Below are 26,474 nucleotides of genomic sequence, written 5' to 3' on the forward strand. Positions count from 1 at the left end.
ATTTAGTTATTGTTTTTGAAAATAATTTGAATACTTTTGTATTGTAATAATTTTTATTACATATAAAAATGAACGGAAGATTCCCCACAGCATTACATATTATGACATTGCTTTGCAGTGCAGATGAGCAGCTATCGTCGGAATTTTTGGCGGGCAGCATTAATGTAAACCCCGTGTTGGTGCGTAAAGAGCTGAGCAATTTAATAAAGCACCAACTGGTTTATAGCAAGGCAGGCAAAAGCGGTGGTTATACACTGTCAAAGCCTGCTATGCAAATAACCCTGGCAAATATCTATACCGCGGTAAAAAGCACTGCTATTTTAGGAAACGCTAAAAACGAACCTAACCCCAAATGCCCTGTAGGCAAGCAAATAAACCAGCATTTAGACGAAATAAATAAACAGGTAGACCAATCTGTAATGCAAAAATTAGGGAACACCACCCTGGCAGATTTTACCAATAAATTCAATTAAAAAAAATTTAAAACAAACTGTAACATATTTAATTACAATTAAACAAACAACAAGTATATGAAAGTAGCATTAATAGGCGCAACAGGTTTTGTAGGTACCGAAATATTGAAAGAAGCAGTATCGCGTGGGTACCAGGTTACGGCCATTGCCCGCAATACCGATAAAGTTGCCAAACAAGCAGGTGTAATAGCAGTAGCGGCAGATATAAACGATGCAGATGCATTGGCAGCAATTATAGCCGGCCACGATGCAGTGATCAATTCTTTTAACGCTGGCTGGGCCAACCCTAACCTGTATAACGACTTTTTAAAAGGATCGGCCGATATACAGGCTGCCGTTAAAAAAGCAGGTGTTAAACGCTACTTAACCATAGGCGGCGCGGGTAGTTTATTTATTGATGGCAAGCAATTGGTAGATTCGCCGCAGTTCCCTAAAGAGTATTATGCAGGTGCAAGTGCAGCACGCGATTACCTTGCCCAACTGCATAAAGAAGAAGAATTAGATTGGACCTTTTTAAGCCCCGCCATTAACCTGCATCCCGGCGAGCGTACAGGCACCTTCCGTTTAGGTACCGAAAGCCCGGTGTTTAATGATGAAGGTAAAAACGATATATCTGTTGCCGACCTTGCCGTAGCCGTAATCAATGAATTAGAAAACAACCAGTTTATTAAAGCGCGGTTTACTTTAGGATATTAATAACTGATTTCACAGATTAAATTTGATTTCACCGATTGGACTTCCCATTCGGTGAAATCATCTATCAAAATCTGTGTAATCCCTACAATAACTGTGCAATCCAATAAAAATCTGTGTAATTCTTACAATACAAACTTAGCAGCTACCCAGTCCTTATCCTTTTTATGGATAATGTATTTAAGGTTATACTTTCGGGCCTCGTCGGTAATAATATCCAGGTCTGGTGATTCATAAAAGCCGCTAAAATATATCTCGCCGCCGGGTTTTAAGGCTTCGGCATACCGCGCCATTTGGTCTATCAGGATGTTACGGTTAATATTGGCCAGTATAATATCATACTGCTCGTTAGGTATGGCCTCCTTTGAGCCGCAAAGGGCCTTAATATTAGTAATATTATTCAATGCCGAATTTTCGATAGTGCTTTCGTAGCATACCATATCATAATCTATCGCGGTAATATCTTTAGCGCCCAACTTGGCAGCGAGTATAGCCAATATGCCGGTACCACAACCCATATCCAGTACCTTTTTGCCGGCAAAGTCATTTTCCAGCATTAAGGCCATCATCATGGCGGTGGTTTGGTGATGGCCGGTACCAAATGCCATTTTAGGATCGATAACTATCTCATACTTAAACTCAGGCTTAGGCTCATGAAAAGTAGCGCGTACAAACACCTGGTCGCCTATTTGGATGGGTTCAAAGTTACTTTCCCATACCTCGTTCCAGTTTTTTTGAGGGATAAGGGTAATATCATAGCTAAAGGTGAACATTTCGCGGTAGACCTCTAATGTTTCGTCCAGTTTGGCCTGGTCAAAATCATCAACCGGTATATAGGCCTTAAAGCCCAGATCAACTTCCTCAAAAGTATCAAAACCAATTTCGCCCAAAGCGCCTATCAAAAGGTCCTGCTGGTAATCTTCGGTGATAATGGTAGTGAAAAGGAGTTCGTAGTAGTTCATTTGTAGAGAATAGAGATTGACGATCAGAGATTAGCTAATGCAAAGTGGTTAGAGGCTAAAAACCTAACCTCCAACCACCAGTCTCTATTAACTAACCTTAATTAAACGCTTTAACAATATCTGTAAAGTCGCGCGATTTTAGGGATGCGCCGCCTATTAAGCCGCCATCAATATCGGCACAGGCAAATAGCTCGGCCGCGTTTTTGGCGTTACAGCTGCCGCCGTATAAAATAGTAGTATCATCTGCTACCTGCTGGCCGTATTTGGCAGCTAATTCGGTACGGATAAAGGCATGTATCTCCTGCGCCTGGTCTGATGTTGCCGTAACGCCTGTACCTATGGCCCAAACAGGCTCGTATGCTATTACCAGTTTACCAAAGGTTTCGGCATCTAAATGGAAAACACCCTCTTCTAACTGGCTTTTTATGATACCAAAGTGCTCGTTAGCCTCGCGTTGCTGCAAAGTTTCGCCAATGCAAAATATAGGGGTTAAGCCGTGGCCTAATACAGTATCCGTTTTTTTAGCTAACAACTCGTTGGTTTCGCCAAAATACTGGCGGCGCTCCGAGTGGCCCAATATCACGTATGTTGCACCAACAGATTTTATTTGCTTGGCAGATATTTCGCCGGTGTAGGCGCCACTTTCGGCCTGGTGGGCATTTTGTGCGCCAACAGCTATATTGTTGTAGCCATTAGCCAAAGCCGCAAGGCTATGCAGGTGAATAAAAGGGCTGCATACAACCACTTGCTGGTTACCAGTCGCTTCGTCTTTAACCATGTTGATCACTTCAGAAAACAAGGTTAAACCTTCCTGGTAATCCAGGTTCATTTTCCAGTTTCCGGCTACAATTTTCTTTCTCATTTTATATTTTATTGATTTTACTATTTTAATATGATTACACCAATTTTTAGTGCGATTACACCGATTTTAATGTATGATTACACCGATTTTTGAATGTGATTACACCGATAGCTTAACTATTCACTATTCTCCATTCACTATCCACCACTCACAACCCTCTCCCTATAAGGCCTTGTTAATTCATACACCTTGCCCATAATGCTTTTTTCGTTGTCATCAAAGCTGCGGTGTTCGCGGCGGTCAAATACACGCTGCGTGGTTTCCATCATTTTGTCAAATGTGTATTCTTCAAAACCATCCGCCCCTCCCCACACAAAATCGGGGATATGGGTTGGCGGGTAACCGCCGCCAAAAACATTGGCATTTACCCCTACCACTGTGCCGGTGTTAAACATGGTGTTAATGCCGCTTTTAGCATGGTCGGCCATTATTAAGCCACAAAACTGCAGCGTAGTGTTACGGTAGCTTTGCGATGGGTAGTCCCACAGTTTTACTTCCGAGTAATTATTTTTAAGGTTAGAGTTATTGGTATCGGCACCAAGGTTACACCACTCGCCTATTACCGCATTACCCAGGTAACCTTCGTGCCCTTTGTTAGAGTAACCCCAAACAATGGCATTGTTTACCTCGCCGCCTATGCGGCAATAAGGCCCAATGGTAGTAGCACCGTATATTTTGGTGCCCATTTTTATTTGCGAATGCTCGCACAAGGCAAACGGGCCACGTATATTAGTACCTTCCCATACCTCGGTATTAGCGGCTAAATATATGGGGCCGTTTATAGTGCTAAACGTGCAGCATTCGGCTTGTGCGCCTTCTTCTGCAAAAAAAGCGTCGCCTATAATGGTATTGGTGCTGCTTAAAACCGCGCTTGTACGACCTTTGGTAAGCAATTTAAAATCGCGGCGCAGCTCAATATCATTTTTGCGGAACAGCTCTTCGGGGTAGCGCACCATAACCGGCACTTTGTTGTAAGTAACCGTATTAGCTGGTATAGTAGCGGCTGTAAAACCCGCGGCATCGGCAGCGTTTAGCTTTACCGCTAAGATCATTATATCCTTATACATTAGCGCCTGGCCGGTTTGCAGCCCTGCAATAGTCTCAAGCAAATACTCATCGGGGCAAACCGAGCCATTGATGAATAAGTTATCGGCTTGAATATTAACCGGAAACTTACCTTGCAGGTAGGGCTGTGTATGAAAAGAAAAATCGCTGTTTAAATATTTTCCCCACTTTTCGGCAATGGTTAATATACCTATGCGCAGGTCGGCAACCGGGCGGGTGTACGTTAAAGGCAGAAGTGTATTGTGAGCGTTATCGTCAAAAAGGATAATTGCCATAGGCCAAAAATAAAAAAAGTCCCCCGGTATACGGGGGACTAATCAATATTTTATTGAAAAAACAATATTATTTGTTGTAACGGGTACGGAACTTATCAATACGTCCGGCTGTATCAACTAACTTCATTTTACCTGTGTAGAACGGGTGTGAAGTGTGTGAAATTTCTAATTTGATCAATGGATACTCGTTGCCATCTTCCCATTTTACGGTTTCGCGGCTATCGATGCATGATTTAGTGATGAAAGAATAGTCGTTAGACATATCTTTAAATACTACTAATCTATAATTTGATGGATGCAGGTCTTTTTTCATTATCGTATACTTCTTATAAAAGAGGTGCAAATGTAACGAAATAATTTAAAAGTAAAAAGGCAAAAGTAAAAAGTTTTTAACAGCTTGTGGAGAGGTTTTACTTGGTGGATAGAAATTATAAAAATTGTTTATTCGAACCGGGGTGGGCGGGGCTCGTGAGATGGGGAGTGTGAGAAATCTTCTTCGGCATGGATAGTGGCCATACTTTGCGATTAATGTAGCTCGCAGAAGATCTCTCGTCGCTACGCTCGCTCGGGATGACATTTTTTTGGGCGTTGCCTGCGGCCGGGCTCTCCGCTCATACGCGCACAGGCCTTAGGCGCTGGGCCGGTATCCGCTCCTATCCTTAACGCAAAATAAAAATTAACAGTGGCGCAAGTTCAGTTTTAATATTTAAATTAGTTGAATATTAATAGCTCTATAGCGGCAAATGCGATCAAAAAATTTCCATTCAAGGTACGTTTCTACCTTTAGATATAGAATAGATTTCAAAGAAATTATCGTCCCCTCAGGCCTTATTTTAATTTCTCTTATTAAATTAAACGATTGTTTTTACGATATCTATAGTGGCAATTTTAAAACCCCTACGGAAGATATCTGTTATTTGACGCTCTTGTTATTATCTACTTTCAAACTACTATCGCTACTCTTCGGTAAGTCCGAGTTTAAAATTGACGATGGTAAACTAATAGTTACAACGGGACTATTTAAGCAGAGTAAAAGTTACTTTGTAAACGAGATGATGGATATTGAAGCCGAGCAAGTAAAGACCAAATGGCTTTTTTCCGGCAAAGTCACAGATACTCAAGATAAGATTATTTCTTTTTTTTATAAAGAAAAAGAAGTTGCTTTGGGGTTTGACTTAAAAGGCTTTGACGCAGACGAATTGAAAGAAGAATTATTATCTTCACTGTCGCGACAAGGTGGATAGACATTTTTTTCGCAGCCTACTTATACTCTACCGCCCCTACATCAAACCCACCACCTTGTGGCCGTGCCGTGCCAAAATAATCAAACGTAATACCTTTAGCAGATACATTTGCGCCTGTATTGATCAATGGCGAGGCAGACAGCAAATGAAAATCATCGCCGCTGTAGTTTTTAAACTGAAGGGCATTAACATCATTTCCCTCGTAATTATTTGAAGCCGTTAGCTTAACGTTGCTATTGTTTTTATGAATGGCTGCACCCGACCCCGCGCCGATAATAGCATTGTTGATCACCGTATTCATGGGGATAGTTTCAGAATTTAACCTTATCCCATCTCTGATAGTTTTAATAATGGTGTTATTAATAAACTGGAAGTTTGGCCCCGGCGTGTACCTCGAATCGGCAAAAATGCCATGCTCACCCGAGTTTAGGATGATATTGTTAAACACCAGGTTATCGCCCAGCCCTAATACAATTATGCCGTTGCCGGGCGCGTCTTTAACCAGGTTATTGTAGCACTTGCCACCGGTACCCTCGCCTATTTGAATACCATTATTTTGGGCAGCTGCAAAAGGGCTCACCCCCGGCGACTTCACCGTATTGTTGTAAACCTGGCAATTTTGGGTGGCGCTGCCTACCTGTATGCCTTCGGCACCGGTTTGTTCGGTAGTATTGTTATATAGCTTCAGGTTTACCACATTGTGCGGTAAAACGGTACCGCAGGCTGCAGCAACGCCGTCTTTATAAAAAGAGTTTCCTATATAAAAACCTTCGCCGCCGGTTTGGTGCACGTAGTTATCGTGTATGGTCACATTTTTCATGGTAAAATGGCCGCGCTGAGTGGCTACATCGCAGCCTGGGTCGGTTTTGGCCATAATGCCTGCAAAGGCACTGTTTTTTACCTCTACGTTGGCTATCTCAAAATCCGAGCTTAGGTCGTCCATGGTCATGCTGATGTTACCGCCGCTTACCAAAAAACCATATTTAACAGACGCATCGCCATTGCCCAATATTTTAAAGTACTGGCTGTTTTGTGTTTTAAACGCATACGATGCCGTGGGGGCTACATCAAAGGTAACCTGCCCTCCCTTATTAATAATAGTGATAGGCTTATTAGCGGTACCCTTAAAATTTTTAAGCAATAAAGCCCCGCGGCTACCGGCTGGTATGCATATAACCGACCCGGCAGGTATAGCGGCACCATCAACAAACCACTCGGATGGCTGTACGGTATAGGTGCATGATGTAACTGTTATACCGGTATCAATTGGCGGTTTTTCAGGGTCAGGGTCTTTAATCACAGTCGCTTTTTTGGCGCACATCACAAACGATGTTAAAACCAGCACAGCTAATATCCCACGCATCAAGTAGCTTTTAATTTTCATTTATAAATAGTATACGAATTTTTGAACAGAAAGATACAAAAAATAGTTGTGATAAGGGCTCTCGGTGCTTACTGCAAACTATTTACTGCTAACGCTAACCTCCTGGCACAATTCCACCAATACCCCTCCTGCGCTCTTAGGGTGCACAAAGCAAACCAGTTTATTATCGGCGCCCATTTTTGGTTTGTCGTTCAATAAAATAAAGCCTTCGGCTTTAAGGCGGGCCATTTCGGCTTCAATATCGGTCACATCAAAAGCTATGTGGTGTATACCTTCGCCTTTTTTAGCTATAAATTTGGCTATAGGTCCTTCGGGGTCGGTGCTTTCCAGTAACTCAATTTTATTGGGGCCGCTTTGTAAAAAGGCGGTAATTACCCCTTCGGATGCTACCTCTTCGGTTTTATAAACCGTGGTATTTAGCAACCTTTGGTAGATATTGCCCGTAATGCTGATACTGTTTACCGCTATACCTATATGCTCTATCTTATTCATGTCCAAATATTGTAAATTATTAGCATCAAAATGCAATTTATAGGGGCTAAAGGGTATTAAAGTAAAAGTTTACGTATATTTGCTTTGTTAATTTTTGACACATGAACATCCCAATTTATTTAGATAATAACGCTACGACTCCTATGGACCCAAGGGTGCTGGAAGCCATGCTGCCTTACTTTACCCAAAAGTTTGGTAACGCGGCCAGCCGCAACCACCCTTTTGGCTGGGTAGCCGAAGAAGGCGTTGATTATGCACGCGAGCAGGTAGCCAAACTGATAGGCGCTACCGAAAAAGAGATCATCTTTACATCGGGCGCTACCGAATCTGACAACCTGGCTATTAAGGGTGTGTTTGAAATGTATAAAGATAAAGGTAACCATATCATTACCACCGTTACCGAGCACAAGGCTGTTTTAGATGCCTGCAAGCACGTTGAAAAACTTGGCGGCAAGGTTACTTACCTGCCTGTTAAAGAAGACGGCCTGGTTGATTTAGAGGTTTTAGAAACCGCCATGACACCGCAAACCATACTGGTATCTATCATGTACGGTAACAACGAAATTGGTGTTATACAACCTATAAAACAAATATCGGCTATTGCCCACAAGCATGGCGCTTTGTTTATGACAGATGCGGTACAGGCTGTTGGTAAAATACCTGTTAATGTAATTGAAGACGGTATAGACCTTTTGGCTTTATCGGCACATAAAATGTACGGCCCTAAGGGTGTTGGCGCTTTATACGTACGCCGTAAAGGCCCGCGTGTTAAGGTAACCGCACAAATGGATGGTGGCGGCCACGAGCGCGGTATGCGTTCGGGCACGTTAAACGTACCGGGTATTGTTGGCTTGGGTAAAGCATGTGAAATTTGCAGCCAGGAAATGGAAAGCGAAGCGATCCGTCTTTCGGGCTTGCGCGATAAATTAGAAAAAGCACTAACCGTATTAGAAGAAAGCTATGTAAATGGTAATGTAGAACACCGCTTACCGCATGTAGCCAATATCTCGTTTAAATATGTTGAGGGCGAAGGTTTGATGATGGCCATGAAAGATCTGGCAGTATCATCGGGCTCGGCTTGTACATCGGCATCATTAGAGCCATCTTATGTATTAAAAAGCTTAGGATTATCTGATGACCTGGCGCACTCGTCTATCCGTTTTGGTTTGGGCCGCTTTACTACCGAAGAAGAAGTTGATTACGCTGTTGAAGTAACCAAAAAAGCGGTTACTCACCTGCGCGAACTATCACCACTTTGGGAAATGTTTAAAGAAGGCATAGACCTTGACTCGATTGAGTGGGCAGAACACTAATAAATGTACAAATTAGCGGATGCGCAATTTTGCAGATGCTTGATTAAACAATAAAGGGTTAAATCAATAATTCAATAACTCACTAATTCAAAATTATAAAAGCTATGGCTTATTCAGATAAAGTAATCGATCATTATACTAACCCCCGCAATGTGGGCACGTTAGATAAAAGCAGCCACAAGGTTGGTACCGGCCTTGTTGGTGCGCCTGAGTGCGGCGACGTTATGCGCCTGCAAATACAGGTTGATGAAAACAACATCATCACCGATGCTAAATTTAAAACATTTGGCTGCGGTTCGGCAATCGCGTCCTCATCTTTAGCTACCGAGTGGTTAAAAGGTAAAAGCGTTGACGATGCCATGAAAATAGATAATATGGACATTGTAGAAGAACTTGCGCTTCCGCCGGTGAAGATACACTGCTCGGTTTTAGCAGAAGATGCTATAAAAGCAGCCATCAACGATTTCCGCGTTAAAAACGGCATGGAGCCGATAGCGCTTGAAAAATCACATCACTAATAAATAGAAGTAAGAACCAAGACGCAAGAGCCAGGACGGAGTTTAAATCTTTATCTTGAATCTTGATTCTAATATCTTGAATCTAAAGAACAATGGTAACTGTAACTGATAAAGCAAAAGCTAAAATAGATGCACTAATGCAGGATAGCGGTCTGGATGCCTCTTATTTTCTGCGTGTATCTGTACAGGGCGGCGGCTGCTCGGGTTTGTCATACAACCTCGATTTTGATAACGAGGAGAAAAAAGGCGACCAGTTTTTTGAAGATCGCGGCGTACGCTTCGCCCTCGATATGAAATCGTTTTTATACCTGGCCGGCACCGAGCTTGATTTTAGCGACGGGCTTAACGGCAAAGGCTTTAACTTTCATAACCCCAACGCTACCCGCACCTGCGGCTGCGGCGAAAGTTTTTCGGTATAATAATATTGTAATAACATAAAATGTAAAAAAGGTTGATTATATTTAGATAGTCAACCTTTTCGCATTTATTATGGAAAATAAATCGCTGGTTATTTTAGGCAGCAACCGCAAAAACAGCCTTACCGAAGCCATTACCCGCAAGGCTTTGCAGCAAACAGATTTCGACCTTATCGATCTGCTCGACCACAAAATAGCCCACTACAATTACGATGGCAACTACCCTGCCGACGATGAATTTGAAGCCATTATAAGCAAGGCACTACCCTATCAAAACATTGTATTTGCCACCCCAGTGTACTGGTACAGCATGAGCGGCGTTATGAAGGTATTTTTTGACCGGCTGACGGATCTTATCACCATAAAAAAAGATACCGGCAGGCAATTGCGCGGTAAAACAGCTTACATGATAGCCGTAGGTGCCGACCCTGCCATCCCCGAGGGCTTTGAAACGCCGTTTAAGCACACATCGGCCTACTTAGGCCTAAACTATAAGGGCTGTACTTACTTCCCCACTAACAAAAGCTAAACAATAATAACCCCTTTTAGATGTTTGATTTGACTGCTAAAAAACATAAGTTTGTTATAGTATAAAACCAATATAAACTTCATGAACATTGTAGCTGAGCAATCAACTATCCCGGAACTTATCCGCAATATTGTCGCGAACATACACCCTGATACCCACACCTTTTTAATACATAAGGTAAAAGATACCTGGGTAGAAATATCATACCGGGAAGCTTTAGAAAAAATTGACGCTATATCGGCCTGGTTCCTTAGCATCGGTATTAAAAAAGGCGATCGCCTGGCCCTGATAATGGATAACGGCCCCGATTATATATATTACGACCAGGCCCTGCAGCAAATTGGCGCGGTTAACACTTCTATTTACCCCACCCTATCTGAGGCGGAGATGGAGTACATCATCAACGATTCGGAAGCGCGTACCATTATTGCCGGCAACCCTTTCCTGTTTCGTAAAGTACTGAAAATTGCCAACGACTGCCCTTCGCTAATACGCATTATACCGGCCTTTGATGACTTTGAGAAGTTTACCGAAAAGCTAAAATTAAACGCCGGCGTTTGCAGCTTTAAACAGGTGATAGACGAGGGCCGCACGCTGATAAACCAGTATGCACAGGCCATTAACGCCGCACGCGAAGCCATACTACCAAGCGACCTATCCTGCCTTATTTATACATCGGGTACTACGGGTACGCCAAAGGGGGTAATGCTTACGCACCACAACCTAACCGAGAATTGTAAAGTAAGCCTTTACCAGATACCCATTATCGAAAGCTCGGATATGTTTTTGTCGTTCTTGCCTTTATCGCATGTGTTTGAGCGTACAGCCACCTATTATATCTGCATGAACAAGGGCTGCGCCATAGCATTCGCGCAAAGCCTTGATCTGTTGGCCAAAAACATGGCCGAGGTAAAACCAACGGTAATGTGCTGTGTACCGCGCCTGCTGGAGCGTATACACGATAAGGCCATGAAAAACGGCCTGGCTGCAGGTGGTGTTAAAACTAAAATATTTAAATGGGCGCTTAAAACCGGCCGCGAAGCACGGTTATTAAGTGAGGCAGGTAAAAAAACCGGCCTTATATTAAGCGCCGAGCTTAAACTGGCCGATAAACTGGTATTCAGTAAGATTAAAGAAAAAACAGGCGGCAGGCTAAAAGTACTGCTATCCGGCGGAGGTGCTTTACCTAAAAACATCGGTGAGTTTTTTGGCGATATCGGCATTAAATTATTAGAGGGTTTCGGGCTTACAGAGACCTCGCCGGTAATGTCGGTAACTGAGGATGACCGCATTATTTATGGCACTGTAGGGCGCATTATACCCGGTATTGAGGTAGGTATACAAAACGTAGATACCAAACAGATATACACCAAACAAACGCATGATAACTTTAACCCTAATTACGAATCGGAAGAAGGTGAGATCATCGTTCGCGGGCATTGCGTGATGAAGGGTTACTGGAAAAAGCCCGAAGAGACCGCCGCGGTGATAGACCCCGATGGCTGGTTCCATACCGGCGATATTGGCCGTTTTTACAGGGGTAACCTGCAAATAACCGACCGGCTGAAAAACATGATCGTTAACGCCTACGGTAAAAACGTGTACCCTACCCCGGTAGAGAACACCTACCTTAAAAGCCCGCGTATTGAGCAGGTATTTTTAATTGGCGATAAACGCGAATACATTACCGCCATATTGGTACCCGGCCGCGAACTGTTGCAGGAAACCTTTAAGCTAAGCGACGACTTTTTTGAAAAACCCGAACTGTTTATAGAAGATAAAGAAATTGTAGACTGGATTGGACAGGAGGTTAAGCGCCTATCAAACGAGTTGGCCAAATTTGAACGGATTAAAAACTTTAAGGTAAAACGCCTGCCTTTTAGCATGGAAGCGGGCGAGATAACCCCCACCCTTAAGGCCAAACGCAAGGTGATAGAGAAAAAATACGCCGAAGATATAGACGAGCTATATTTACAAGAAGCAGACGCGGATTAAGTGCGGATATAAAAAACATGCTGAAAGAAATTTTCGAGGTTAGCCATTACCCTGCGCTTGATAATAACCAGGCCTTTATCAAAAAGCTGTTATTGCTGTTACAGGTATACGGCATCCTTTTCGCGGTGATGATATTGAGCGCGCCGTTATCCTCCATGGGCGATTATGTGGTTACCCATGTTTTACATTACAAAAGCATTAACCAGCAATACAAAACTTCGATGGATGGCTTTTTTCGCAAGTATGGTTATTTAAAAGCCGCCCTTTATATATGCCTGCTTGGCCCTCTGTTAGAAGAGACAGTTTTTCGCCTGGTGCTATCCTTAAAAAGGCAACACATTGCCATAGCTGTTGCGACGGCTTTATTCTTGTTTGTGAGTTTGGTGCCGGGCTTTAAGGCCCTAAACATTTGGATAAGTACCGGCGTACGCTTATTGTTATTGATAGCCGGGTATTTGGTACTAATAAACAGTTTACCAAAGCAAGTGCTTATTAATAACACCCTGCATACCCGCATTATTATTACCTCGATACTGCTGTTTGGCCTGGTACACATTACTAATTTTGTGCCCCTGCAATGGCCTATCATATTTATGTACCCGCTGTTTGTAATACCACAGCTGTTAATGGGCTGGGCATTAACTTATACCCGGTTTAAAAGCGGTTTTTTTTGGGGAGTGGCACTACACGTTATTATCAATAGCGTATCTACCCTGCTGCACTTGAGCATCAAATAAAAGATGATACCGATTTTGTGGTGATCATACCATCGGTGTTGGGAAGATTAGATAGTGCCGGGAATGCGCGATTCCCTCCTTGGGGAAGGAGGAGGTAGGGATTAATCAGGTGTTCAACTCATTTATGACTCATTGTTCATAAACCCCTCCCTGCCTTTATGCTCATTTACAACCGCACCCCTCCACGAGGAGGGAATTTAAAAAGCCTTCCGAACAGTGGTAATGACAATACCAACAATGGCCTGAAAAATCAGATGCGACCCATCATTTCAAAAACGATTCCTTGGGTACATACTTCCAAAAATCGTTTAGCTGGCCGGGGTTGCCGGTGCCTATATAGCCAATACCGTCAATAGCAAAGGTTATCATATCGTAACGCTGCACACCTGGGAAATTGGTGATCTTTATCCAGCTATCTTTTAAACTATCATACTTATACCAGTCGTCGGCTGTTTCGGTAACGGTAGACCCAAAACCTACATAGCCATTAGTACCTATGGCAAACTGCCCGCTAAAAGCCCTGCCATCTGCCGGAAAATCGGCTACCTTAGTCCACTTATCTGCAGCAGCGTCATACTGCCAAAAATCTTTTGGGGTAATATCTGGTGTTTTGCCCCCTATACCCGCGTAGCCTTTGTTGCCAATTACAAAAGCGGCTACCCCAAAGCTACCTGTACCGGGGTAATCGGCAACGCGGGTCCACCTGTTGGCCGTTGCATCATATTTATAAAAATCCTTAAAGTTTTTATCGTAGTTATTGTCGGTACCCAAGCCCATATAACCTACGCCATTTATGGAAAAGGCTATAACATTCTCGCGCTCTACACCAATAAAATCAGCCTTGCGTGTCCATTTGTTAGTGGCAGGGTTATACTCCCAAAAATCGGTGTTTTGGGGTTCAGTATCGCCGGGCGTTTCAACCCGCTGGCCATAGCCGGTACCCACATAAGCCTTACCATTAATGGTAAACCCACGTATATATTCGCCCGCCTGCCCGGGGTAATCGGCTTTTCGCGTCCACTTATCGGTAGTAGGGTCATACTCCCAAAAATCGTTCACTAATATGGTGGTAAAGCCATCACCTACGTTACCGCCCAAAATATACCCTTTGCTGCCAATGCTAAAGCCAAACGAGCGCACACGCCCCATGCCCGGGAAATCGCCAAGTTGCGTCCACAAACCTGGTAAGGCATTTTCGCTATTAGGCACAAATGGTTCCTTTTTACAGGATGTAAAAGATAACGCCAGCACCAGCAGCAGGCCACATTTTTTTAATAGCATATTGGTTTATTGGGAAGAAGAATAAATATAGCTTATTTACCAATAATAATACGACAAAAAAGGCTAGTGGTTTACCCGTTCAACAATTTTTGAAAGGCATCAATATATTGGCCCACATGCAGGCCATCCATTAAACCGTGGTGCACCGTAATAGAAACCGGCATGCTGCGTTTACCCCCCGCTTCGGTTACCATACCAAATGATATTTTGGGGATACTATCTTTAAACGAAAAGCTGCGGGCATGGGTAAGCGCCGTAAAATTTATCCATGGCATAGCCGAGTAGTGTATCACGTTTTCGCCCTGGTTAGATGGCTCCAGCCCGGTAGTGGCCTGCACACGCTCTATCTCCTGTTTGGCCCCTTCTGCAAACTCGGTAAAGGCAGGTTGATAGTTGATATACGAGAACCCAAAAGTGCCATTAGGGCGATTAATAGTGGCCGAGGCATGCACCTCGTCGTAAACAAATACCTCGTTATCAATGATGCGGTATTTAAAGGCTTCGGTTTGGTTAGCGGCCGTGAGCGAACAATGCAGGTAGTACAAAAAGAATGATACCCCTTGCTGCTTTGCTTTATGATAAGCGTTGGTGCAATCTACATTTACGGTAACGCTAAAAAAGGGTTCCTCAAAACTGTTAAAAAAGTTAAAATGATCCCGGCGGGGCCAGTTACTTAGGTCTATTTTAGTTTTCATACTACAAAAAGTCCAGTATTTGAGTTATTACTTCTGCGCTTTTAAAACGTTCGTTATCAATGCTATCCTCAATGGTTTCGTGCGCCCATGTAATGTGGTAAGGCACATGTACCGCGTAGCCGCCAATATTAAGCACCGGCAACACATCGCTTTTTAGCGAATTGCCTACCATTAACAGTTCGGGTGGCTGTATATCTAAATGCCTGATGAGTTTTTGGTAATTGGCGTCGTCCTTCTCGCTCATTATTTCGATATGATGAAAGTAATGGCTCAATCCCGATTTTTTAAGTTTACGTTCCTGATCAAGCAGGTCGCCTTTGGTGGCTACCACCAGGCGGTATTTGCCTTTCAAGGATTGCAGCACATGCTCTACCCCATCCAGCAGCTCAATAGGCTGGTTAAGCATTTGCTTGCCCAGGTTGGTAATTTGCTCTATAACGCCAATACTGATGGTTCCGCCGCTAATTTTTAACGCCGCCTCTATCATCGATAAGATAAAACCTTTTATGCCATAGCCATATAAAGGCAGGTTGGCAAGCTCAATTTTCAACAGCTCGCGCTCCAGTTCGTGCTGCGATGCATAATCCGCCAGTAAGCGGCAAAACTGCTCTTCTGTTTGCCTAAAGTAGGGTTCGTTTACCCAAAGGGTATCATCGGCGTCAAAAGCAATTACTTTAATATTCATGTGGCAAAGGTATTTTAAAGCTATTGCTTATCCAGCAAAACTAAAAATTCATTTGCTGTTATCACATTAATTTGCGGGAAGGACAATTGCTTTAAAACATTAAAATGGGCATCGTTGGTAACTAAATAATCGGCATTAGCTGCAACTGCTATATCAAAAAACTTGTTGTCGTCTGGGTCTTTTTTGATTGCGTTCCAATTGTAATAAACTTGTTGAGTTATAACGTTAGGCGCCTCTGTAAATATATTCATTACTATGTCGGCAACGCCCGGGGCAGAAAGTCGCTGCAATATTTCTTCATACTCATACAGCACTTGTTCGGAAACTATCATTTCATAGGCTTCTTCTATAAAAGCACTCCATATAGGCCTGTAGGGGCTTTTTTTACCTATCGATACCAGTAATATATTTGAATCTAAAACGATCCTCATAACAACTACTTAGTCCGGCTTCTAAAGTGTATTTGGCTAAGTTCCTCGTAGTCCTGCTCGGCAAGATTATTTTGAGCCTCCCAGTCTTCAATAGCAATATCTAATTGACCGGACAATAGTTTTACTGCAAGCTGCCTTATTTGGGTAAATGAGGCTTCAGGTAACGGCGTCTTCAACAAACGCAACATGAGCAATTGCTGTTGATTTAAAGAATCAGGTATTAATTCTTTTGTTTCCATAAACAAATATAATAAATGTGTACCACTATATACAACGTTCTATGTCCTAATCTCTTATACAAGCTCTTATATCTAAGCAAAAAAACCTATTTTTGCAGCCTTAATAAATACCTTATACCACTATGAGTATTGCGCTATCCGAACAGGAACTTATACGCCGCGAATCGTTACAGCAACTACGTGCCTTAGGCATTAACCCATACCCCGCTGAAGCTTTTGATGTAAACGCCTGGGCACAGGATATTACTGCTAATTTTGAAGCTAACCCCGATAAATATAAACAGGTTGTAATAGCGGGCCGCATCATGACGCGCCGTATTATGGGCAGCGCAAGCTTTGCTGAGATACAGGATTGCACCGGCCGCGTGCAGATATACCTTAAACGCGATGATATTTGCCCCGGCGAAGATAAAACCTTATACAATACCGTATTTAAAAAACTGCTGGATATTGGCGACTACGTAGGTGTTAAAGGCTATGTGTTTTTAACCCAAACCGGCGAAATATCTGTACACGTGCAAGAACTTATTGTACTGTCTAAATCCTTAAAACCGCTACCAGTTGTTAAACGCGAGGACGATGGCACCATACACGATGGCTTTACTGACCCCGAAATGCGTTATCGCCAGCGCTATGTGGATCTGACGGTTAACCCGGAGTTTAAGCAGATATTCATCAACCGCTCAAAAGTGATCAGCGCTATGCGTGGTTACTTTAACCAACAAGGCTGGATGGAGGTAGAAACCCCAATACTACAGCCGGTGCATGGCGGCGCTGCGGCACGCCCATTTGCTACGCACCACAATACGCTGGATATGCCCCTGTTTTTACGCATAGCCAACGAGCTTTACCTTAAACGACTGATAGTAGCCGGATTTGACGGCGTATATGAGTTTGGCAAAATGTTCCGTAACGAGGGCATGGACCGCACGCATAACCCCGAGTTTACAGCTATGGAAATATATGTGGCCTATAAAGACTATATATGGATGATGGCGATGGTTGAGGAATGTTTAGAGACCGTTGCCAAAGCGGTGCATGGCATACCTGTAGTGCAAGTAGGTAAAAACGAGATAAACTTTGCCGGGCCGTACGAGAAATTATCTATGTACGACTCTATATTGAAATATACGGGTATCAATGTATCTGAAATGGACGAAGCGGGCCTGCGTAAGGTATGCGCCGACTTAGCCATTGAGGTAGATGCCAGCATGGGTAAAGGCAAACTGATAGACGAGATATTTAGCGCTAAGGTTGAGCATAACCTGATACAGCCTACTTATATTACCGACTACCCTATTGAAATGACACCGCTTGCCAAAAAGCACCGCAGCAAAGATGGGCTTGTAGAGCGCTTCGAGCTGTTTGTGAATGGCAAGGAGATAGCCAACGCCTACTCGGAATTAAACGACCCCATAGACCAACGCGAGCGTTTAGAGGAGCAATTGGTACTGGCAGGCCGTGGCGATGAAGAGGCAATGGCTATGGACGATGACTTTTTACGCGCTCTGGAATACGGTATGCCGCCAACATCTGGCCTGGGCATTGGTATAGACCGTTTGGTGATGCTGATGACCAACCAAAGCACTATACAGGAAGTACTGTTCTTCCCGCAGATGCGCCCCGAGAAAAAAGCCAGAGTAGCAACCGCCGAAGACTTCATCAACATAGGTATCCCCGCCGAGTGGGTACCAGTATTAAACAAGATGGGCTTTAACACGGTTGAAGAGTTAAAGGCCGGCAACCCCAACAAGGTATTTAACGACTTGGGCGGAATGCGCAAAAAACTAAAATTAGACATTACCATGCCAACGAAAGAAGTGGTGATGGCCTGGTTTGAGTAACCACCCGCCAGCATAAAATTACAATATCAAAAAAGGCCATAAATTGCTAAAAGCGATCTATGGCCTTTTTTTATTGGAATTAAATGTTATATTAGTGCTAACGAGGTTTCGAAAAAAGTGGAATAATTTACAGCGGCACCTGCAAAAAAAGCAAATTGTTTATAGGTAACGGTGTAATATAAAACGTTTCATTTTTTTAAACCAAATTAATTGGCAAAACCAAAAGGTGTAAGATCCGCTACTTTTTGCCAGCCCATATATCCCTCAAAAAACAAATCTTGCGGCTTGTAAAACGCCCCCTTACTATCAATAGTAACCGATGAAGCCAACAGGTTTATAATAGAACTTTGGCCGTCAACAAGGCGTTTATCATCAAATAGCTGACTAAGGCTGTAGCCATCTGCCTGGTACTGTGGTTCTTCGTGTTTGCGTTGGTATAAAACAAACAGCGGTCGCTTAAAGTCAAGCTTTTTGTAATTGGTATTAAGTGCGGTTATAAGGGTATCCGGCTCTATTCGTTTTTTACGGTACAGCGAATCTTTAGTGTTATGATAAGCGTAACCTCCTCTGGTCCATTGGTTTAATTCGAAAACCAAAAAGCCCTGCTGCTTATAGGTATTGTTATATAACGATGTTATAAAATGCTGAATGGATCCACTATAGGCCTTATCCCTCCTCTCTTTCCACGTCGCTTCTTCCTCCTCAGTTCCCTTCATCATTTCAAATGACGGGTATCCGCTGTAAACAACTGTATTCTTTTTGCTATCGTACTCAAAATCAGTTAATAAGTAGGTTATTTTATAACCCAGGGCCTTGTTCTCGATCTTTAACAATTCACTACTATTTGCTTTTAAAAGGTGCCGGTCTTTATCATAATCGAGTGTCAAAATCTCGGCGTTAAGTATTCTGCATTGCTTAGCATTTGCCGTTTGGCCCAAAAACTGCGTTTTAAATATTTCAAGGTTTTTAAACCATTCTTTATCAGGTTTTATAACTACCTCACTCAATTGCTGAGTATTGGTTTTCAATACAATATTTAAACTAACATCCTTATCCCCAACCATTAACGATTTTAAAAATGGACTAAATCCCATCATTTTAACTATAAGGGAATAATTTCCAACGGGCACATTGCTAAATTTAAAATTACCCGATAAGTCGGTAGCCGTCATAAAGGTGGTGTTGGTTAAAAATACCGTAGCACCCGGTAATGGGCCTTTATCATCGCTTACCGTACCGCTTATAGTAACAACCTGCCCGCCAAGGCAAATATTACTTGTAAATAATACAAACAGCAGTAAAAAACAGTAACCTTTTAGTAGTTCTTTCTTTTTCATAATAAGCTGGTTTATGATGTTTATTCAAAATTTTTTCCTTCTGTTAAGCTACCCCAGCTATCTGATCGGAAAGCACTAACGGGCAGGCCTTGTATATTAAACAAATTAGCTTCTACAGGCGCATCCATCCAGCCATAACGCACGGCCACCGGGTGCGGCACATTGCTGCTCCACACTTTCACCTTGCTTTTATCGGTTATTACCGCCTGTGCGTAATAGAATTTATGGTCGGCACCGGCTACTTCAAAGCCTCTTATATAGCCATACTTGTCTTTAACCATTAAGCCCTGTTCGGCATTTGTAAAGTTTACCAAGGCGTAGTTATCCGTAAAATCGGCAGATGCAAACAGCGGGCTTTCATAAAAACCCGGCACATGGTAAACCGTATTAAAAGCGGCCCCTGCTAACCTGTAACCTACATCGGCTTTGTTTTTAGGGTGAATATTGGTAGAGTCGCCTATATCTGTAGTTACAGCAAGGGCTGTATTTGGCAGTTTTAGGGTCATGTTCTGCGCTTCGCGCAATTCGGCCCAATTGCTGCCTGTGTTGCTGCTTTGCGCCTTACCAAACGAGGATAGCTGCACAAACAAAAACGGCAACTGCTGTTTCCACTTATTACGCCAGTCGGTAATAAGCATCGGGAAAACGGTGCGATATTGATAGGCCCTGTCTGCGTTCGACTCGCCTTGATACCATATAACCCCTGCAATGGCATAAGGCACAAGTGGGTTTATCATGCCATTATACAAGGCTGATGCCGTATTATTGGGTAAAAAATCAAAATGATAGGGTTTGCTTAGGTCGGGCATTACGTGCCATTTGTTATCATTGAGTGCGATAGTGGTATCAGCAAACCTAACATTCAGGTCGTTTACAGTGCCATTCAATCCCAGGTCAAACCAGGATGTATTCTTTTGATCCAAAAAATCTATCAGCAGGCTATTCATGCCAGGTTTCCAGGTACCGGCAGGTAAACTGGCCTTATAAAAATCCGGCGATTCGCTTTTACCCAGTAGCTTACCGTTTACATATACCGCCATATTAGCGTTGGAATTGCCCAATGCAAGCACCGATCTGGCTGATTGATAAGTACTATCAAGGCTTATAGTACGCTGCATAAAGCCTTCGCCCCTGTAAGAGTAAAGTTTACCCGTCCACTCCCATGAGCCGGGCACGCTGCCTTGCTGCCAGTTTCGAAAAAAAGCAGCGGTTTTGTTGGCCAGTTCTTCGGCAGTATAATTAGCAATAGGCATGTGTTGGTAAGCGTATGCTTTTAAGCGACCATCGGCGCGTTTGTTCAACGCAGCTTCATCTTGTGGTAAAGCAGGTACTATCGCGCTAAATTCAGGTGAGGCAGCCATAGCATCACGGCTTATCCAGTCTTCGGCCTCCGTGCCGCCCCAACTGCTGTTTATAATACCCACGGTAACATGCAGGTTTTCGGCTAATTGTTTAGCGTAATAATAGCCCACAGCTGTAAAATCGCCCGCGGTGGTCGCATCTGCAAGTTTCCATTCGCCTGATGAAATATCCTTTTGTGGGCTAAGCGTTACTTTACGGGGCACATAAAACTGGCGAACGGCCACCTTATCGGCGTTCTTTTGCTCGGCTTTGTAACCATAAGCATTTTTAAGTTGAAACTCCATATTAGATTGGCCCGAGCATAGCCACACCTCACCTAACATTACGTCGGTGTAAGTAATGGTTTCTTTCCCCGTAGCTATCTGCATGCTGTAAGGCCCCCCTTCTTTCATAGCAGGTAGCGTTGCTTTCCAATCGCCTTGTGCATTTGCCTTGGTGGTAATTGCTTTTCCATTAAGCGTTATAGTAACCTTTGCCCCTTTTCTGGCCTTACCCCATACAGGGATGCCCTGGTTACGCTGCAATACCATATGATCGGCAAATAACTTAGAAGTGCTTAGTTGCGCATAGCCGGCCGGTGCAATAAAAAATGCCGAAATAATAAAAAGTAAAGCTTTCATATAATATAAGAAGGGTAGATTATTATTGGTACGTAAATATAAATAATAACCTTGTAGGGCGGGTAAGTATCGTAGTAATGCGTTAAATAATTTGTAAAAATTGTGTTTCAGTTACAATTTCTTAACAAAATCATATTCCACACAAAACTTTAGGTAGGCATAACTTGTTTAATTTTACAATGAACACTCCGTAAACTAAAGTACTATGACTAACTCAATTTTAGAAATAACTGAAAACGAATATCTTATAAAGTTAAACAGGCGCAATTTCGATCTATCATTCATTCGCAGCCTGTTAAAAATTGTTGAGGTATCTGAGCCGGTTAAACCGGCAAGCAAAACACAGGACCATGATGACCTGGAAGACGGTATAGATCTGCAAATAGTAGACAGGCACATAGAGCCGAGCCAAAACCACTCAAGCGAGCCCGATTATTATAGCAATCTCGACGAAAAATAAGCGTTTATTGCTTGTTTAGAATTTTTGACGGAAACCGCCACGCACTACTTGTTGCTTATCCATTTGGGCCATTTGCGCCTTCATCATTTTTATTTGCTCGGCAAGTAATTTGTTTTTATCGTCTTTAGCCGCTTCTTTTAAATACATTTCAGCCTCACGCTTGTTACGTTTTGCCATTGATATACCTGCAAGGCTTAATTTAGCCAATGCAATGTTGTGCGACATACCCATGCCTAATTGCAGGGCTTTCTTAAAGTATTTTTCAGACTTTAAAGGCGCCTTGCGCGATTCTATTAACCCTATTAAAAGGTTATAGTAACCATGCTGGCCTTTGTATAGTTGCTTTTCGTAATCGGTTATCTTTAATAATGATTGCTCGGCTTTGTCAGAATTCTCTTTACGCAGATAATACTGGGTAAGCAGCATATATTCGTTAAAAAAGAAGGTTAGCAGTACAATACCGCCTAACAAAAACACCAATATGCCCCATCCCCAAAAACCGAATCCACAAAGTGTAACTCCGGCGCCCATTATAACACAAGCAATAATTAACCTAACTATATTCGACATAATTTGTAATACTATAAAAACAGTGTGCAAATATCGTTATTTGTAAGCTAAATAAACACCAGTATTTAATATTTATGGCAGGAGAATTAGAACCATCGTGGAAAAATCATTTAAGCGCAGAATTTGAAAAACCTTACATGCATCAACTTAAATCCTTCCTAAAAACAGAGAAGGAAACAGGCCATACTATTTACCCAAAAAATGCTGATATTTTCAACGCCTTTAACATAACCTCGTTTGATGACGTTAAAGTGGTGATATTGGGGCAAGACCCTTACCACGGCCCGCATCAGGCACATGGCTTATCTTTTTCGGTGCAAAAGGGCGTTGCTGTGCCCCCATCGTTACGAAACATCTACAAGGAACTATCAACCGACATCCCAGGATTTACCATCCCCAAAACCGGTGACCTAACCAAATGGGCACAACAAGGTGTACTATTGTTAAACGCCACGTTAACGGTTAGGGCCGCAACAGCAGGTTCGCATCAAAAAAAGGGTTGGGAAAAATTCACTGATGCTGCCATCAAAACATTATCAGATGAAAAAACAGGGTTAGTTTTTATCCTGTGGGGTGCCTACGCGCAATCGAAAGCCATACTGATCAATCCCAACAACAATCACCTTATCATCAAATCAACCCACCCTTCGCCCCTGGCGGTAAGCCACGGTGGTTTTTTTGGATCAAGGCCATTCTCCAAAACAAACGAGTTTTTAATAAAACAGGGTAAACAGCCTATTGATTGGCAGATAGATTAGATGTGATTTCAGATGTGTAAATTTCAGATATGCAGATGACTGAGCTTCATTTGCATATTTGCACATCTGAAATCTGCACATTCAAACTTAATATTCCAAAGGCACTATTGGCTCTTTTTTGCTGGTGCTCATGATCATCATCGTCTGGAAGGTTTTAACCACAGTTATGCGGCTTATCTTTTCCATAATCAATTGCTCATACGATTTTATGTCGCGTACATACACCTTTAACAAAAAGTCGCACTGGCCGGTAACGTGGTGGCACTCGGTAACTTCTTTAATGGTTTGTATCTCGTCTAAAAAAGTTTGGATGGTATTTTTCTGATGAAAATCAAGCGATATCTGAATAAACGTTTTGATGCCTAGTCCAAGTTTTTCCTCGTCTACCAGCGCATGGTAACTTTTTATGTATTCAGCGTTCTCCAATTTGCGCACGCGCTCTAAAGTAGGCGCCGGGGATAAGCCAATTTCATTAGAAAGCTGCAGGTTGGTTATCCTGCCGTTTTCTTGTAATATCTTGAGTATCTGTAGGTCTATTTTATCTAATTCTGCAGCCATGGTACATGCAAATATATACTATTCTATATCTCACCAAATATAATTTTTTTAAAAACAATTTTAACCGAACATATTTCTTTTTTTCAAAAAATTTAGACAAGTCTAAAAATATTATTAGATTTGTTTAAATGAACACTTTAGCCGAAGAGAATTATTTAAAAGCTATATACAAACTGGCACTTCAAAACCAAAGTGTTAGCACCAACCAAATCGCGGCCGAATTAGCTACCAAGGCATCGTCGGTAACGGATATGCTGCGTAAACTGGCAGATAAGGAGCTAATAAACTATACACGTTACCAGGGTGTAAGTTTAACCGCGGCCGGCGAAAAGGCAGCCCTTAGCATTATACGCAAGCATCGACTTTGGGAATATTTTTTGGTAGAAAAGCTAAACTTTAAATGGGACGAAGTACATGAGATGGCCGAAGAAATGGAACATATCTCATCAACCGAGCTAATTAACAGGCTTGATGAATTTATGGGCCACCCCACCCGCGACCCGCATGGCGACCCGATACCCGATTGTGATGGCAATTTTAAAACCATGGAGCTTAAACCAATTTCGGCAATAGCTGTTCATAGCGGGGGTATCATATCGGGGGTTAGGGATCATTCCTCGGCTTTTTTACAATACCTGGAAAAGCAAAACCTAACCATCGGCAAAAAAATAATTATAAAAGAGATCATCGCATACGATAATACTGTAGTACTACACATGGATAAAAAAGACATACACATCAGCCGCGACGTGGCTAACAACCTACTCATCGCCTTATGAAAGCACAAATACACGCACACGACAACCATTCGTTAGGGAATGTACATAATACTGTAGAAACCGAGAATAAAACCGGCTGGCGTAAGCTATTGTCTTTTTTAGGCCCGGCCTATTTAGTAAGTGTAGGTTATATGGACCCCGGCAACTGGGCAACCGACCTTGCCGCTGGTAGTCAGTTTGGCTACCGGTTAATATGGGTGCTGTTGCTATCAAACATGATAGCACTGTTACTGCAAAACCTTGCCGTAAGGTTAGGCATTGTGCGTGGCTTAGATTTGGCACAGGCATCAAAAAACACCTACCCGCCATTTGTTAACTTTTGCCTATATATACTGGCCCAAATAGCCATTATAGCCTGCGATCTGGCCGAGATTATCGGCATGGCCATAGGCCTTAACCTATTGTTTGGCCTGCCTTTAATATGGGGTGTATCTATTACCTTGTTAGATACCTTACTGTTATTATTCCTGCTTAACAAAGGCATGCGCAAATTGGAAGGCTTTATAATATCGCTGATATTTATTGTAGGGCTTGCCTTTTTGGCGCAGATGTTTATTGTAAAACCCGATGTGCTTGATATTGCCAAAGGGTTTATACCTACCAAGCTTAATAATCAATCGTTATACCTGGCAATTGGTATCATTGGTGCTACCGTAATGCCGCATAATTTATACCTGCACTCATCCTTAGTACAAACCCGTAAAATAGACCGCAGCCAGGATGGTATTAAAAAAGCCATCCGTTATAACTTTTGGGATACCACCATTGCACTTAACCTTGCTTTTTTTGTAAACGCAGCTATATTGATACTGGCAGCCAGCGCATTCTTTGGTCGCGGACATTACGAGGTAGCCGAGATACAAGACGCGCATAAACTGCTCACCAATATATTTGGCAAGCTGGCCCCTGCCCTGTTTGCCATAGCGCTTATAGCCGCCGGGCAAAGCTCGACCGTAACAGGTACACTTGCAGGTCAAATTATTATGGAAGGCCACCTAAACCTGCGTATAGCCCCCTGGTTAAGGCGGTTGTTGACACGGTTGCTGGCGATAATACCTGCGTTTTTTACCATACTACACTTTGGCGAAGCCGGATTGGGTAAACTGCTTATATTAAGCCAGGTGGTTTTAAGCCTGCAATTGGGGTTTGCCATTATTCCGCTTATACACTTCACATCCGATAAAAAGCGCATGGGCAACTTTGCCACCAAAATGCCCTTAAAAATATTGGCATGGATATTTGCCGTATTGATAGTTGGCCTAAATGTTAGGCTGGTCATACAGGAAATTGATACCTGGGCAGCGGCAAGTCCCGGATCAGCAAATTTGGTGCACTTTGTAATTACACCCATTGCTGCTTGCGTTGGCGCCTTGCTTTTATACGTGTTTTTAAGGCCGCTGTTGTATAAACATGCCGACCAGCCTATATACATACCGCATGGCATCGCAAGCGTTTTAGATAACCTGGAAGCCGTTAACTACAGCCGAATTGGTGTAACTATTGATTTCTCCAAAAACGATCAGGATACCATCCGCCATGCTTTAATGCAGGGCGGCAAAAAGGCGCATTATCATTTAATACATGTGGTTGAAACAGCCGGAGCCCGTTATTACGGCAAACAGGTGATGGATAGCGAAACCCAAAGCGATGTAAGCAACCTTGATATTTATGTTAATGCCCTGAAAGAGCTGGGTTACAAAACCGAAGCAAACATAGGTTTTGGTGGTGCGGCAAGTTCGATAGCTGATATCGTTAAATCAGAAAAAATTGAATTTGTGGTGATGGGATCGCATGGGCACAAGGCTATAAAAGACCTGATATTTGGCACAACCGTTGATGCGGTTAGGCACATGGTGAATGTACCTGTGCTGGTGGTTAAGCCCCAAAAAAAATAATT

The 26,474-nt window shown here is 42.8% G+C and carries 29 protein-coding genes; 14 read left to right on the forward strand and 15 right to left on the reverse strand.

Going from position 1 to position 26,474, the window contains the following annotated elements; genetic code table 11:
• The first annotated feature begins 68 nt into the window (after nucleotides 1-68).
• Together FFF34_007240 and FFF34_007245 are read left to right on the forward strand one after the other, a co-directional pair.
• Nucleotides 69-473, forward strand: a complete 405-nt coding sequence (locus FFF34_007240; protein TSD67183.1) for an Rrf2 family transcriptional regulator — start codon at nucleotides 69-71, stop codon at nucleotides 471-473.
• A gap of 57 nt (nucleotides 474-530) precedes the next feature.
• Nucleotides 531-1,169, forward strand: coding sequence for an NAD(P)-dependent oxidoreductase (locus FFF34_007245; GenBank protein TSD67184.1), 639 nt, complete (start codon nucleotides 531-533; stop codon nucleotides 1,167-1,169).
• Nucleotides 1,170-1,291: 122 nt separating this feature from the next.
• Here FFF34_007245 and FFF34_007250 read toward each other — a convergent pair whose 3' ends face one another.
• The 4 genes from FFF34_007250 to FFF34_007265 form a co-directional block, all read right to left on the reverse strand.
• Complete coding sequence (locus FFF34_007250) at nucleotides 1,292-2,128, reverse strand: 50S ribosomal protein L11 methyltransferase (protein TSD67185.1); 837 nt, start codon at nucleotides 2,126-2,128, stop codon at nucleotides 1,292-1,294.
• Nucleotides 2,129-2,225: 97 nt separating this feature from the next.
• Nucleotides 2,226-2,990, reverse strand: coding sequence for a triose-phosphate isomerase (locus FFF34_007255; protein ID TSD67186.1), 765 nt, complete (start codon nucleotides 2,988-2,990; stop codon nucleotides 2,226-2,228).
• A 137-nt stretch (nucleotides 2,991-3,127) separates the two neighbouring features.
• Nucleotides 3,128-4,330: a glucose-1-phosphate thymidylyltransferase gene (locus FFF34_007260; protein ID TSD67187.1), complete on the reverse strand. Its 1,203-nt coding sequence runs from the start codon at nucleotides 4,328-4,330 to the stop codon at nucleotides 3,128-3,130.
• A 67-nt stretch (nucleotides 4,331-4,397) separates the two neighbouring features.
• Nucleotides 4,398-4,643: a type B 50S ribosomal protein L31 gene (locus tag FFF34_007265; GenBank protein TSD67188.1), complete on the reverse strand. Its 246-nt coding sequence runs from the start codon at nucleotides 4,641-4,643 to the stop codon at nucleotides 4,398-4,400.
• Nucleotides 4,644-5,073: 430 nt separating this feature from the next.
• Between FFF34_007265 and FFF34_007270 the strand changes: the two genes are divergently transcribed.
• Nucleotides 5,074-5,574 carry a hypothetical protein gene (locus tag FFF34_007270; protein ID TSD67189.1) on the forward strand — a complete coding sequence of 167 codons (501 nt, stop codon included), beginning with the start codon at nucleotides 5,074-5,076 and terminating at the stop codon, nucleotides 5,572-5,574.
• 16 nt (nucleotides 5,575-5,590) lie between these two features.
• On the opposite strand, the gene FFF34_007275 is transcribed toward FFF34_007270, so the two are convergent.
• Nucleotides 5,591-6,958 (reverse strand): right-handed parallel beta-helix repeat-containing protein, encoded by a 1,368-nt coding sequence (locus FFF34_007275; protein TSD67190.1) that lies wholly within the window; start codon nucleotides 6,956-6,958, stop codon nucleotides 5,591-5,593.
• Between the two features lie 78 nt (nucleotides 6,959-7,036).
• Nucleotides 7,037-7,450 carry a methylmalonyl-CoA epimerase gene (gene mce, locus FFF34_007280; protein ID TSD67191.1) on the reverse strand — a complete coding sequence of 138 codons (414 nt, stop codon included), beginning with the start codon at nucleotides 7,448-7,450 and terminating at the stop codon, nucleotides 7,037-7,039.
• 101 nt (nucleotides 7,451-7,551) lie between these two features.
• On the opposite strand from mce, the gene FFF34_007285 reads away from it, so the two are divergent.
• From FFF34_007285 to FFF34_007310, 6 genes are all read left to right on the forward strand, one after another.
• A complete protein-coding gene (locus FFF34_007285; GenBank protein TSD67192.1) occupies nucleotides 7,552-8,763 on the forward strand; it encodes an IscS subfamily cysteine desulfurase in 1,212 nt (403 codons plus the stop codon).
• A gap of 104 nt (nucleotides 8,764-8,867) precedes the next feature.
• The gene (gene iscU / locus FFF34_007290; GenBank protein ID TSD67193.1) at nucleotides 8,868-9,281 is read left to right on the forward strand and encodes a Fe-S cluster assembly scaffold IscU; all 414 of its coding nucleotides are present in this window, start codon (nucleotides 8,868-8,870) and stop codon (nucleotides 9,279-9,281) included.
• A 92-nt stretch (nucleotides 9,282-9,373) separates the two neighbouring features.
• Nucleotides 9,374-9,700 (forward strand): iron-sulfur cluster assembly accessory protein, encoded by a 327-nt coding sequence (locus FFF34_007295; GenBank protein ID TSD67194.1) that lies wholly within the window; start codon nucleotides 9,374-9,376, stop codon nucleotides 9,698-9,700.
• Between the two features lie 70 nt (nucleotides 9,701-9,770).
• Nucleotides 9,771-10,226 (forward strand): NAD(P)H-dependent oxidoreductase, encoded by a 456-nt coding sequence (locus tag FFF34_007300; GenBank protein TSD67195.1) that lies wholly within the window; start codon nucleotides 9,771-9,773, stop codon nucleotides 10,224-10,226.
• Nucleotides 10,227-10,307: 81 nt separating this feature from the next.
• Nucleotides 10,308-12,221 carry a long-chain fatty acid--CoA ligase gene (locus tag FFF34_007305; protein ID TSD67196.1) on the forward strand — a complete coding sequence of 638 codons (1,914 nt, stop codon included), beginning with the start codon at nucleotides 10,308-10,310 and terminating at the stop codon, nucleotides 12,219-12,221.
• Between the two features lie 17 nt (nucleotides 12,222-12,238).
• Nucleotides 12,239-12,958 carry a CPBP family intramembrane metalloprotease gene (locus tag FFF34_007310; protein ID TSD67197.1) on the forward strand — a complete coding sequence of 240 codons (720 nt, stop codon included), beginning with the start codon at nucleotides 12,239-12,241 and terminating at the stop codon, nucleotides 12,956-12,958.
• A gap of 264 nt (nucleotides 12,959-13,222) precedes the next feature.
• Here FFF34_007310 and FFF34_007315 read toward each other — a convergent pair whose 3' ends face one another.
• The 5 genes from FFF34_007315 to FFF34_007335 form a co-directional block, all read right to left on the reverse strand.
• On the reverse strand, nucleotides 13,223-14,239 hold the full coding sequence (locus FFF34_007315; protein ID TSD67198.1) for a galactose oxidase: 1,017 nt from the start codon (nucleotides 14,237-14,239) through the stop codon (nucleotides 13,223-13,225).
• Nucleotides 14,240-14,310: 71 nt separating this feature from the next.
• Nucleotides 14,311-14,934, reverse strand: a complete 624-nt coding sequence (locus FFF34_007320) for a chloramphenicol acetyltransferase (protein ID TSD67199.1) — start codon at nucleotides 14,932-14,934, stop codon at nucleotides 14,311-14,313.
• Between the two features lies 1 nt (nucleotide 14,935).
• Nucleotides 14,936-15,619, reverse strand: a complete 684-nt coding sequence (locus FFF34_007325; protein TSD67200.1) for an HAD family hydrolase — start codon at nucleotides 15,617-15,619, stop codon at nucleotides 14,936-14,938.
• Between the two features lie 20 nt (nucleotides 15,620-15,639).
• Entirely contained in the window at nucleotides 15,640-16,050 is a 411-nt protein-coding gene (locus FFF34_007330) for a putative toxin-antitoxin system toxin component, PIN family (GenBank protein TSD67201.1), read from the reverse strand.
• 5 nt (nucleotides 16,051-16,055) lie between these two features.
• The gene (locus tag FFF34_007335) at nucleotides 16,056-16,289 is read right to left on the reverse strand and encodes a hypothetical protein (protein ID TSD67202.1); all 234 of its coding nucleotides are present in this window, start codon (nucleotides 16,287-16,289) and stop codon (nucleotides 16,056-16,058) included.
• 122 nt (nucleotides 16,290-16,411) lie between these two features.
• Between FFF34_007335 and lysS the strand changes: the two genes are divergently transcribed.
• On the forward strand, nucleotides 16,412-18,133 hold the full coding sequence (gene lysS / locus FFF34_007340) for a lysine--tRNA ligase (protein ID TSD67203.1): 1,722 nt from the start codon (nucleotides 16,412-16,414) through the stop codon (nucleotides 18,131-18,133).
• Nucleotides 18,134-18,339: 206 nt separating this feature from the next.
• On the opposite strand, the gene FFF34_007345 is transcribed toward lysS, so the two are convergent.
• Both FFF34_007345 and FFF34_007350 read right to left on the reverse strand, forming a co-directional pair.
• Nucleotides 18,340-19,470: a carboxypeptidase-like regulatory domain-containing protein gene (locus FFF34_007345; protein TSD67204.1), complete on the reverse strand. Its 1,131-nt coding sequence runs from the start codon at nucleotides 19,468-19,470 to the stop codon at nucleotides 18,340-18,342.
• A 20-nt stretch (nucleotides 19,471-19,490) separates the two neighbouring features.
• On the reverse strand, nucleotides 19,491-21,452 hold the full coding sequence (locus tag FFF34_007350; GenBank protein ID TSD67205.1) for a sialate O-acetylesterase: 1,962 nt from the start codon (nucleotides 21,450-21,452) through the stop codon (nucleotides 19,491-19,493).
• A gap of 205 nt (nucleotides 21,453-21,657) precedes the next feature.
• Between FFF34_007350 and FFF34_007355 the strand changes: the two genes are divergently transcribed.
• Entirely contained in the window at nucleotides 21,658-21,912 is a 255-nt protein-coding gene (locus FFF34_007355) for a hypothetical protein (protein TSD67206.1), read from the forward strand.
• A 15-nt stretch (nucleotides 21,913-21,927) separates the two neighbouring features.
• Here FFF34_007355 and FFF34_007360 read toward each other — a convergent pair whose 3' ends face one another.
• On the reverse strand, nucleotides 21,928-22,482 hold the full coding sequence (locus FFF34_007360) for a DUF2892 domain-containing protein (GenBank protein TSD67207.1): 555 nt from the start codon (nucleotides 22,480-22,482) through the stop codon (nucleotides 21,928-21,930).
• A 74-nt stretch (nucleotides 22,483-22,556) separates the two neighbouring features.
• Here FFF34_007360 and FFF34_007365 point away from each other — a divergent pair, with 74 nt between their 5' ends.
• Nucleotides 22,557-23,240 carry a uracil-DNA glycosylase gene (locus FFF34_007365; protein ID TSD67208.1) on the forward strand — a complete coding sequence of 228 codons (684 nt, stop codon included), beginning with the start codon at nucleotides 22,557-22,559 and terminating at the stop codon, nucleotides 23,238-23,240.
• A gap of 87 nt (nucleotides 23,241-23,327) precedes the next feature.
• Here the strand turns inward: FFF34_007365 and FFF34_007370 are convergent, their stop codons facing one another.
• The gene (locus FFF34_007370; protein TSD67209.1) at nucleotides 23,328-23,798 is read right to left on the reverse strand and encodes an Lrp/AsnC family transcriptional regulator; all 471 of its coding nucleotides are present in this window, start codon (nucleotides 23,796-23,798) and stop codon (nucleotides 23,328-23,330) included.
• Between the two features lie 128 nt (nucleotides 23,799-23,926).
• Here FFF34_007370 and FFF34_007375 point away from each other — a divergent pair, with 128 nt between their 5' ends.
• Both FFF34_007375 and FFF34_007380 read left to right on the forward strand, forming a co-directional pair.
• Nucleotides 23,927-24,577, forward strand: coding sequence for a metal-dependent transcriptional regulator (locus FFF34_007375; protein ID TSD67210.1), 651 nt, complete (start codon nucleotides 23,927-23,929; stop codon nucleotides 24,575-24,577).
• Nucleotides 24,574-26,472 carry an iron/manganese transporter gene (locus tag FFF34_007380; protein TSD67211.1) on the forward strand — a complete coding sequence of 633 codons (1,899 nt, stop codon included), beginning with the start codon at nucleotides 24,574-24,576 and terminating at the stop codon, nucleotides 26,470-26,472. The genes FFF34_007375 and FFF34_007380 overlap by 4 nt, the downstream gene beginning before the upstream one ends.
• The last annotated feature ends 2 nt before the right edge of the window (nucleotides 26,473-26,474 follow it).

The sequence above is a fragment of the Inquilinus sp. KBS0705 genome (assembly GCA_005938025.2).
In the GTDB taxonomy this organism is placed as follows: domain Bacteria; phylum Bacteroidota; class Bacteroidia; order Sphingobacteriales; family Sphingobacteriaceae; genus Mucilaginibacter.

What these genes read in the sequence shown, in the direction of transcription:
- FFF34_007240 (TSD67183.1), top strand. Translation starts at nt 69, where the DNA reads ATGAACGGAAGATTCCCCACAGCATTACATATTATGACATTGCTTTGC.
- FFF34_007245 (TSD67184.1), top strand. Translation starts at nt 531, where the DNA reads ATGAAAGTAGCATTAATAGGCGCAACAGGTTTTGTAGGTACCGAAATA.
- FFF34_007250 (TSD67185.1), bottom strand. Translation starts at nt 2,128, where the DNA reads ATGAACTACTACGAACTCCTTTTCACTACCATTATCACCGAAGATTAC.
- FFF34_007255 (TSD67186.1), bottom strand. Translation starts at nt 2,990, where the DNA reads ATGAGAAAGAAAATTGTAGCCGGAAACTGGAAAATGAACCTGGATTAC.
- FFF34_007260 (TSD67187.1), bottom strand. Translation starts at nt 4,330, where the DNA reads ATGGCAATTATCCTTTTTGACGATAACGCTCACAATACACTTCTGCCT.
- FFF34_007265 (TSD67188.1), bottom strand. Translation starts at nt 4,643, where the DNA reads ATGAAAAAAGACCTGCATCCATCAAATTATAGATTAGTAGTATTTAAA.
- FFF34_007270 (TSD67189.1), top strand. Translation starts at nt 5,074, where the DNA reads ATGCGATCAAAAAATTTCCATTCAAGGTACGTTTCTACCTTTAGATAT.
- FFF34_007275 (TSD67190.1), bottom strand. Translation starts at nt 6,958, where the DNA reads ATGAAAATTAAAAGCTACTTGATGCGTGGGATATTAGCTGTGCTGGTT.
- mce (TSD67191.1), bottom strand. Translation starts at nt 7,450, where the DNA reads ATGAATAAGATAGAGCATATAGGTATAGCGGTAAACAGTATCAGCATT.
- FFF34_007285 (TSD67192.1), top strand. Translation starts at nt 7,552, where the DNA reads ATGAACATCCCAATTTATTTAGATAATAACGCTACGACTCCTATGGAC.
- iscU (TSD67193.1), top strand. Translation starts at nt 8,868, where the DNA reads ATGGCTTATTCAGATAAAGTAATCGATCATTATACTAACCCCCGCAAT.
- FFF34_007295 (TSD67194.1), top strand. Translation starts at nt 9,374, where the DNA reads ATGGTAACTGTAACTGATAAAGCAAAAGCTAAAATAGATGCACTAATG.
- FFF34_007300 (TSD67195.1), top strand. Translation starts at nt 9,771, where the DNA reads ATGGAAAATAAATCGCTGGTTATTTTAGGCAGCAACCGCAAAAACAGC.
- FFF34_007305 (TSD67196.1), top strand. Translation starts at nt 10,308, where the DNA reads ATGAACATTGTAGCTGAGCAATCAACTATCCCGGAACTTATCCGCAAT.
- FFF34_007310 (TSD67197.1), top strand. Translation starts at nt 12,239, where the DNA reads ATGCTGAAAGAAATTTTCGAGGTTAGCCATTACCCTGCGCTTGATAAT.
- FFF34_007315 (TSD67198.1), bottom strand. Translation starts at nt 14,239, where the DNA reads ATGCTATTAAAAAAATGTGGCCTGCTGCTGGTGCTGGCGTTATCTTTT.
- FFF34_007320 (TSD67199.1), bottom strand. Translation starts at nt 14,934, where the DNA reads ATGAAAACTAAAATAGACCTAAGTAACTGGCCCCGCCGGGATCATTTT.
- FFF34_007325 (TSD67200.1), bottom strand. Translation starts at nt 15,619, where the DNA reads ATGAATATTAAAGTAATTGCTTTTGACGCCGATGATACCCTTTGGGTA.
- FFF34_007330 (TSD67201.1), bottom strand. Translation starts at nt 16,050, where the DNA reads ATGAGGATCGTTTTAGATTCAAATATATTACTGGTATCGATAGGTAAA.
- FFF34_007335 (TSD67202.1), bottom strand. Translation starts at nt 16,289, where the DNA reads ATGGAAACAAAAGAATTAATACCTGATTCTTTAAATCAACAGCAATTG.
- lysS (TSD67203.1), top strand. Translation starts at nt 16,412, where the DNA reads ATGAGTATTGCGCTATCCGAACAGGAACTTATACGCCGCGAATCGTTA.
- FFF34_007345 (TSD67204.1), bottom strand. Translation starts at nt 19,470, where the DNA reads ATGAAAAAGAAAGAACTACTAAAAGGTTACTGTTTTTTACTGCTGTTT.
- FFF34_007350 (TSD67205.1), bottom strand. Translation starts at nt 21,452, where the DNA reads ATGAAAGCTTTACTTTTTATTATTTCGGCATTTTTTATTGCACCGGCC.
- FFF34_007355 (TSD67206.1), top strand. Translation starts at nt 21,658, where the DNA reads ATGACTAACTCAATTTTAGAAATAACTGAAAACGAATATCTTATAAAG.
- FFF34_007360 (TSD67207.1), bottom strand. Translation starts at nt 22,482, where the DNA reads ATGTCGAATATAGTTAGGTTAATTATTGCTTGTGTTATAATGGGCGCC.
- FFF34_007365 (TSD67208.1), top strand. Translation starts at nt 22,557, where the DNA reads ATGGCAGGAGAATTAGAACCATCGTGGAAAAATCATTTAAGCGCAGAA.
- FFF34_007370 (TSD67209.1), bottom strand. Translation starts at nt 23,798, where the DNA reads ATGGCTGCAGAATTAGATAAAATAGACCTACAGATACTCAAGATATTA.
- FFF34_007375 (TSD67210.1), top strand. Translation starts at nt 23,927, where the DNA reads ATGAACACTTTAGCCGAAGAGAATTATTTAAAAGCTATATACAAACTG.
- FFF34_007380 (TSD67211.1), top strand. Translation starts at nt 24,574, where the DNA reads ATGAAAGCACAAATACACGCACACGACAACCATTCGTTAGGGAATGTA.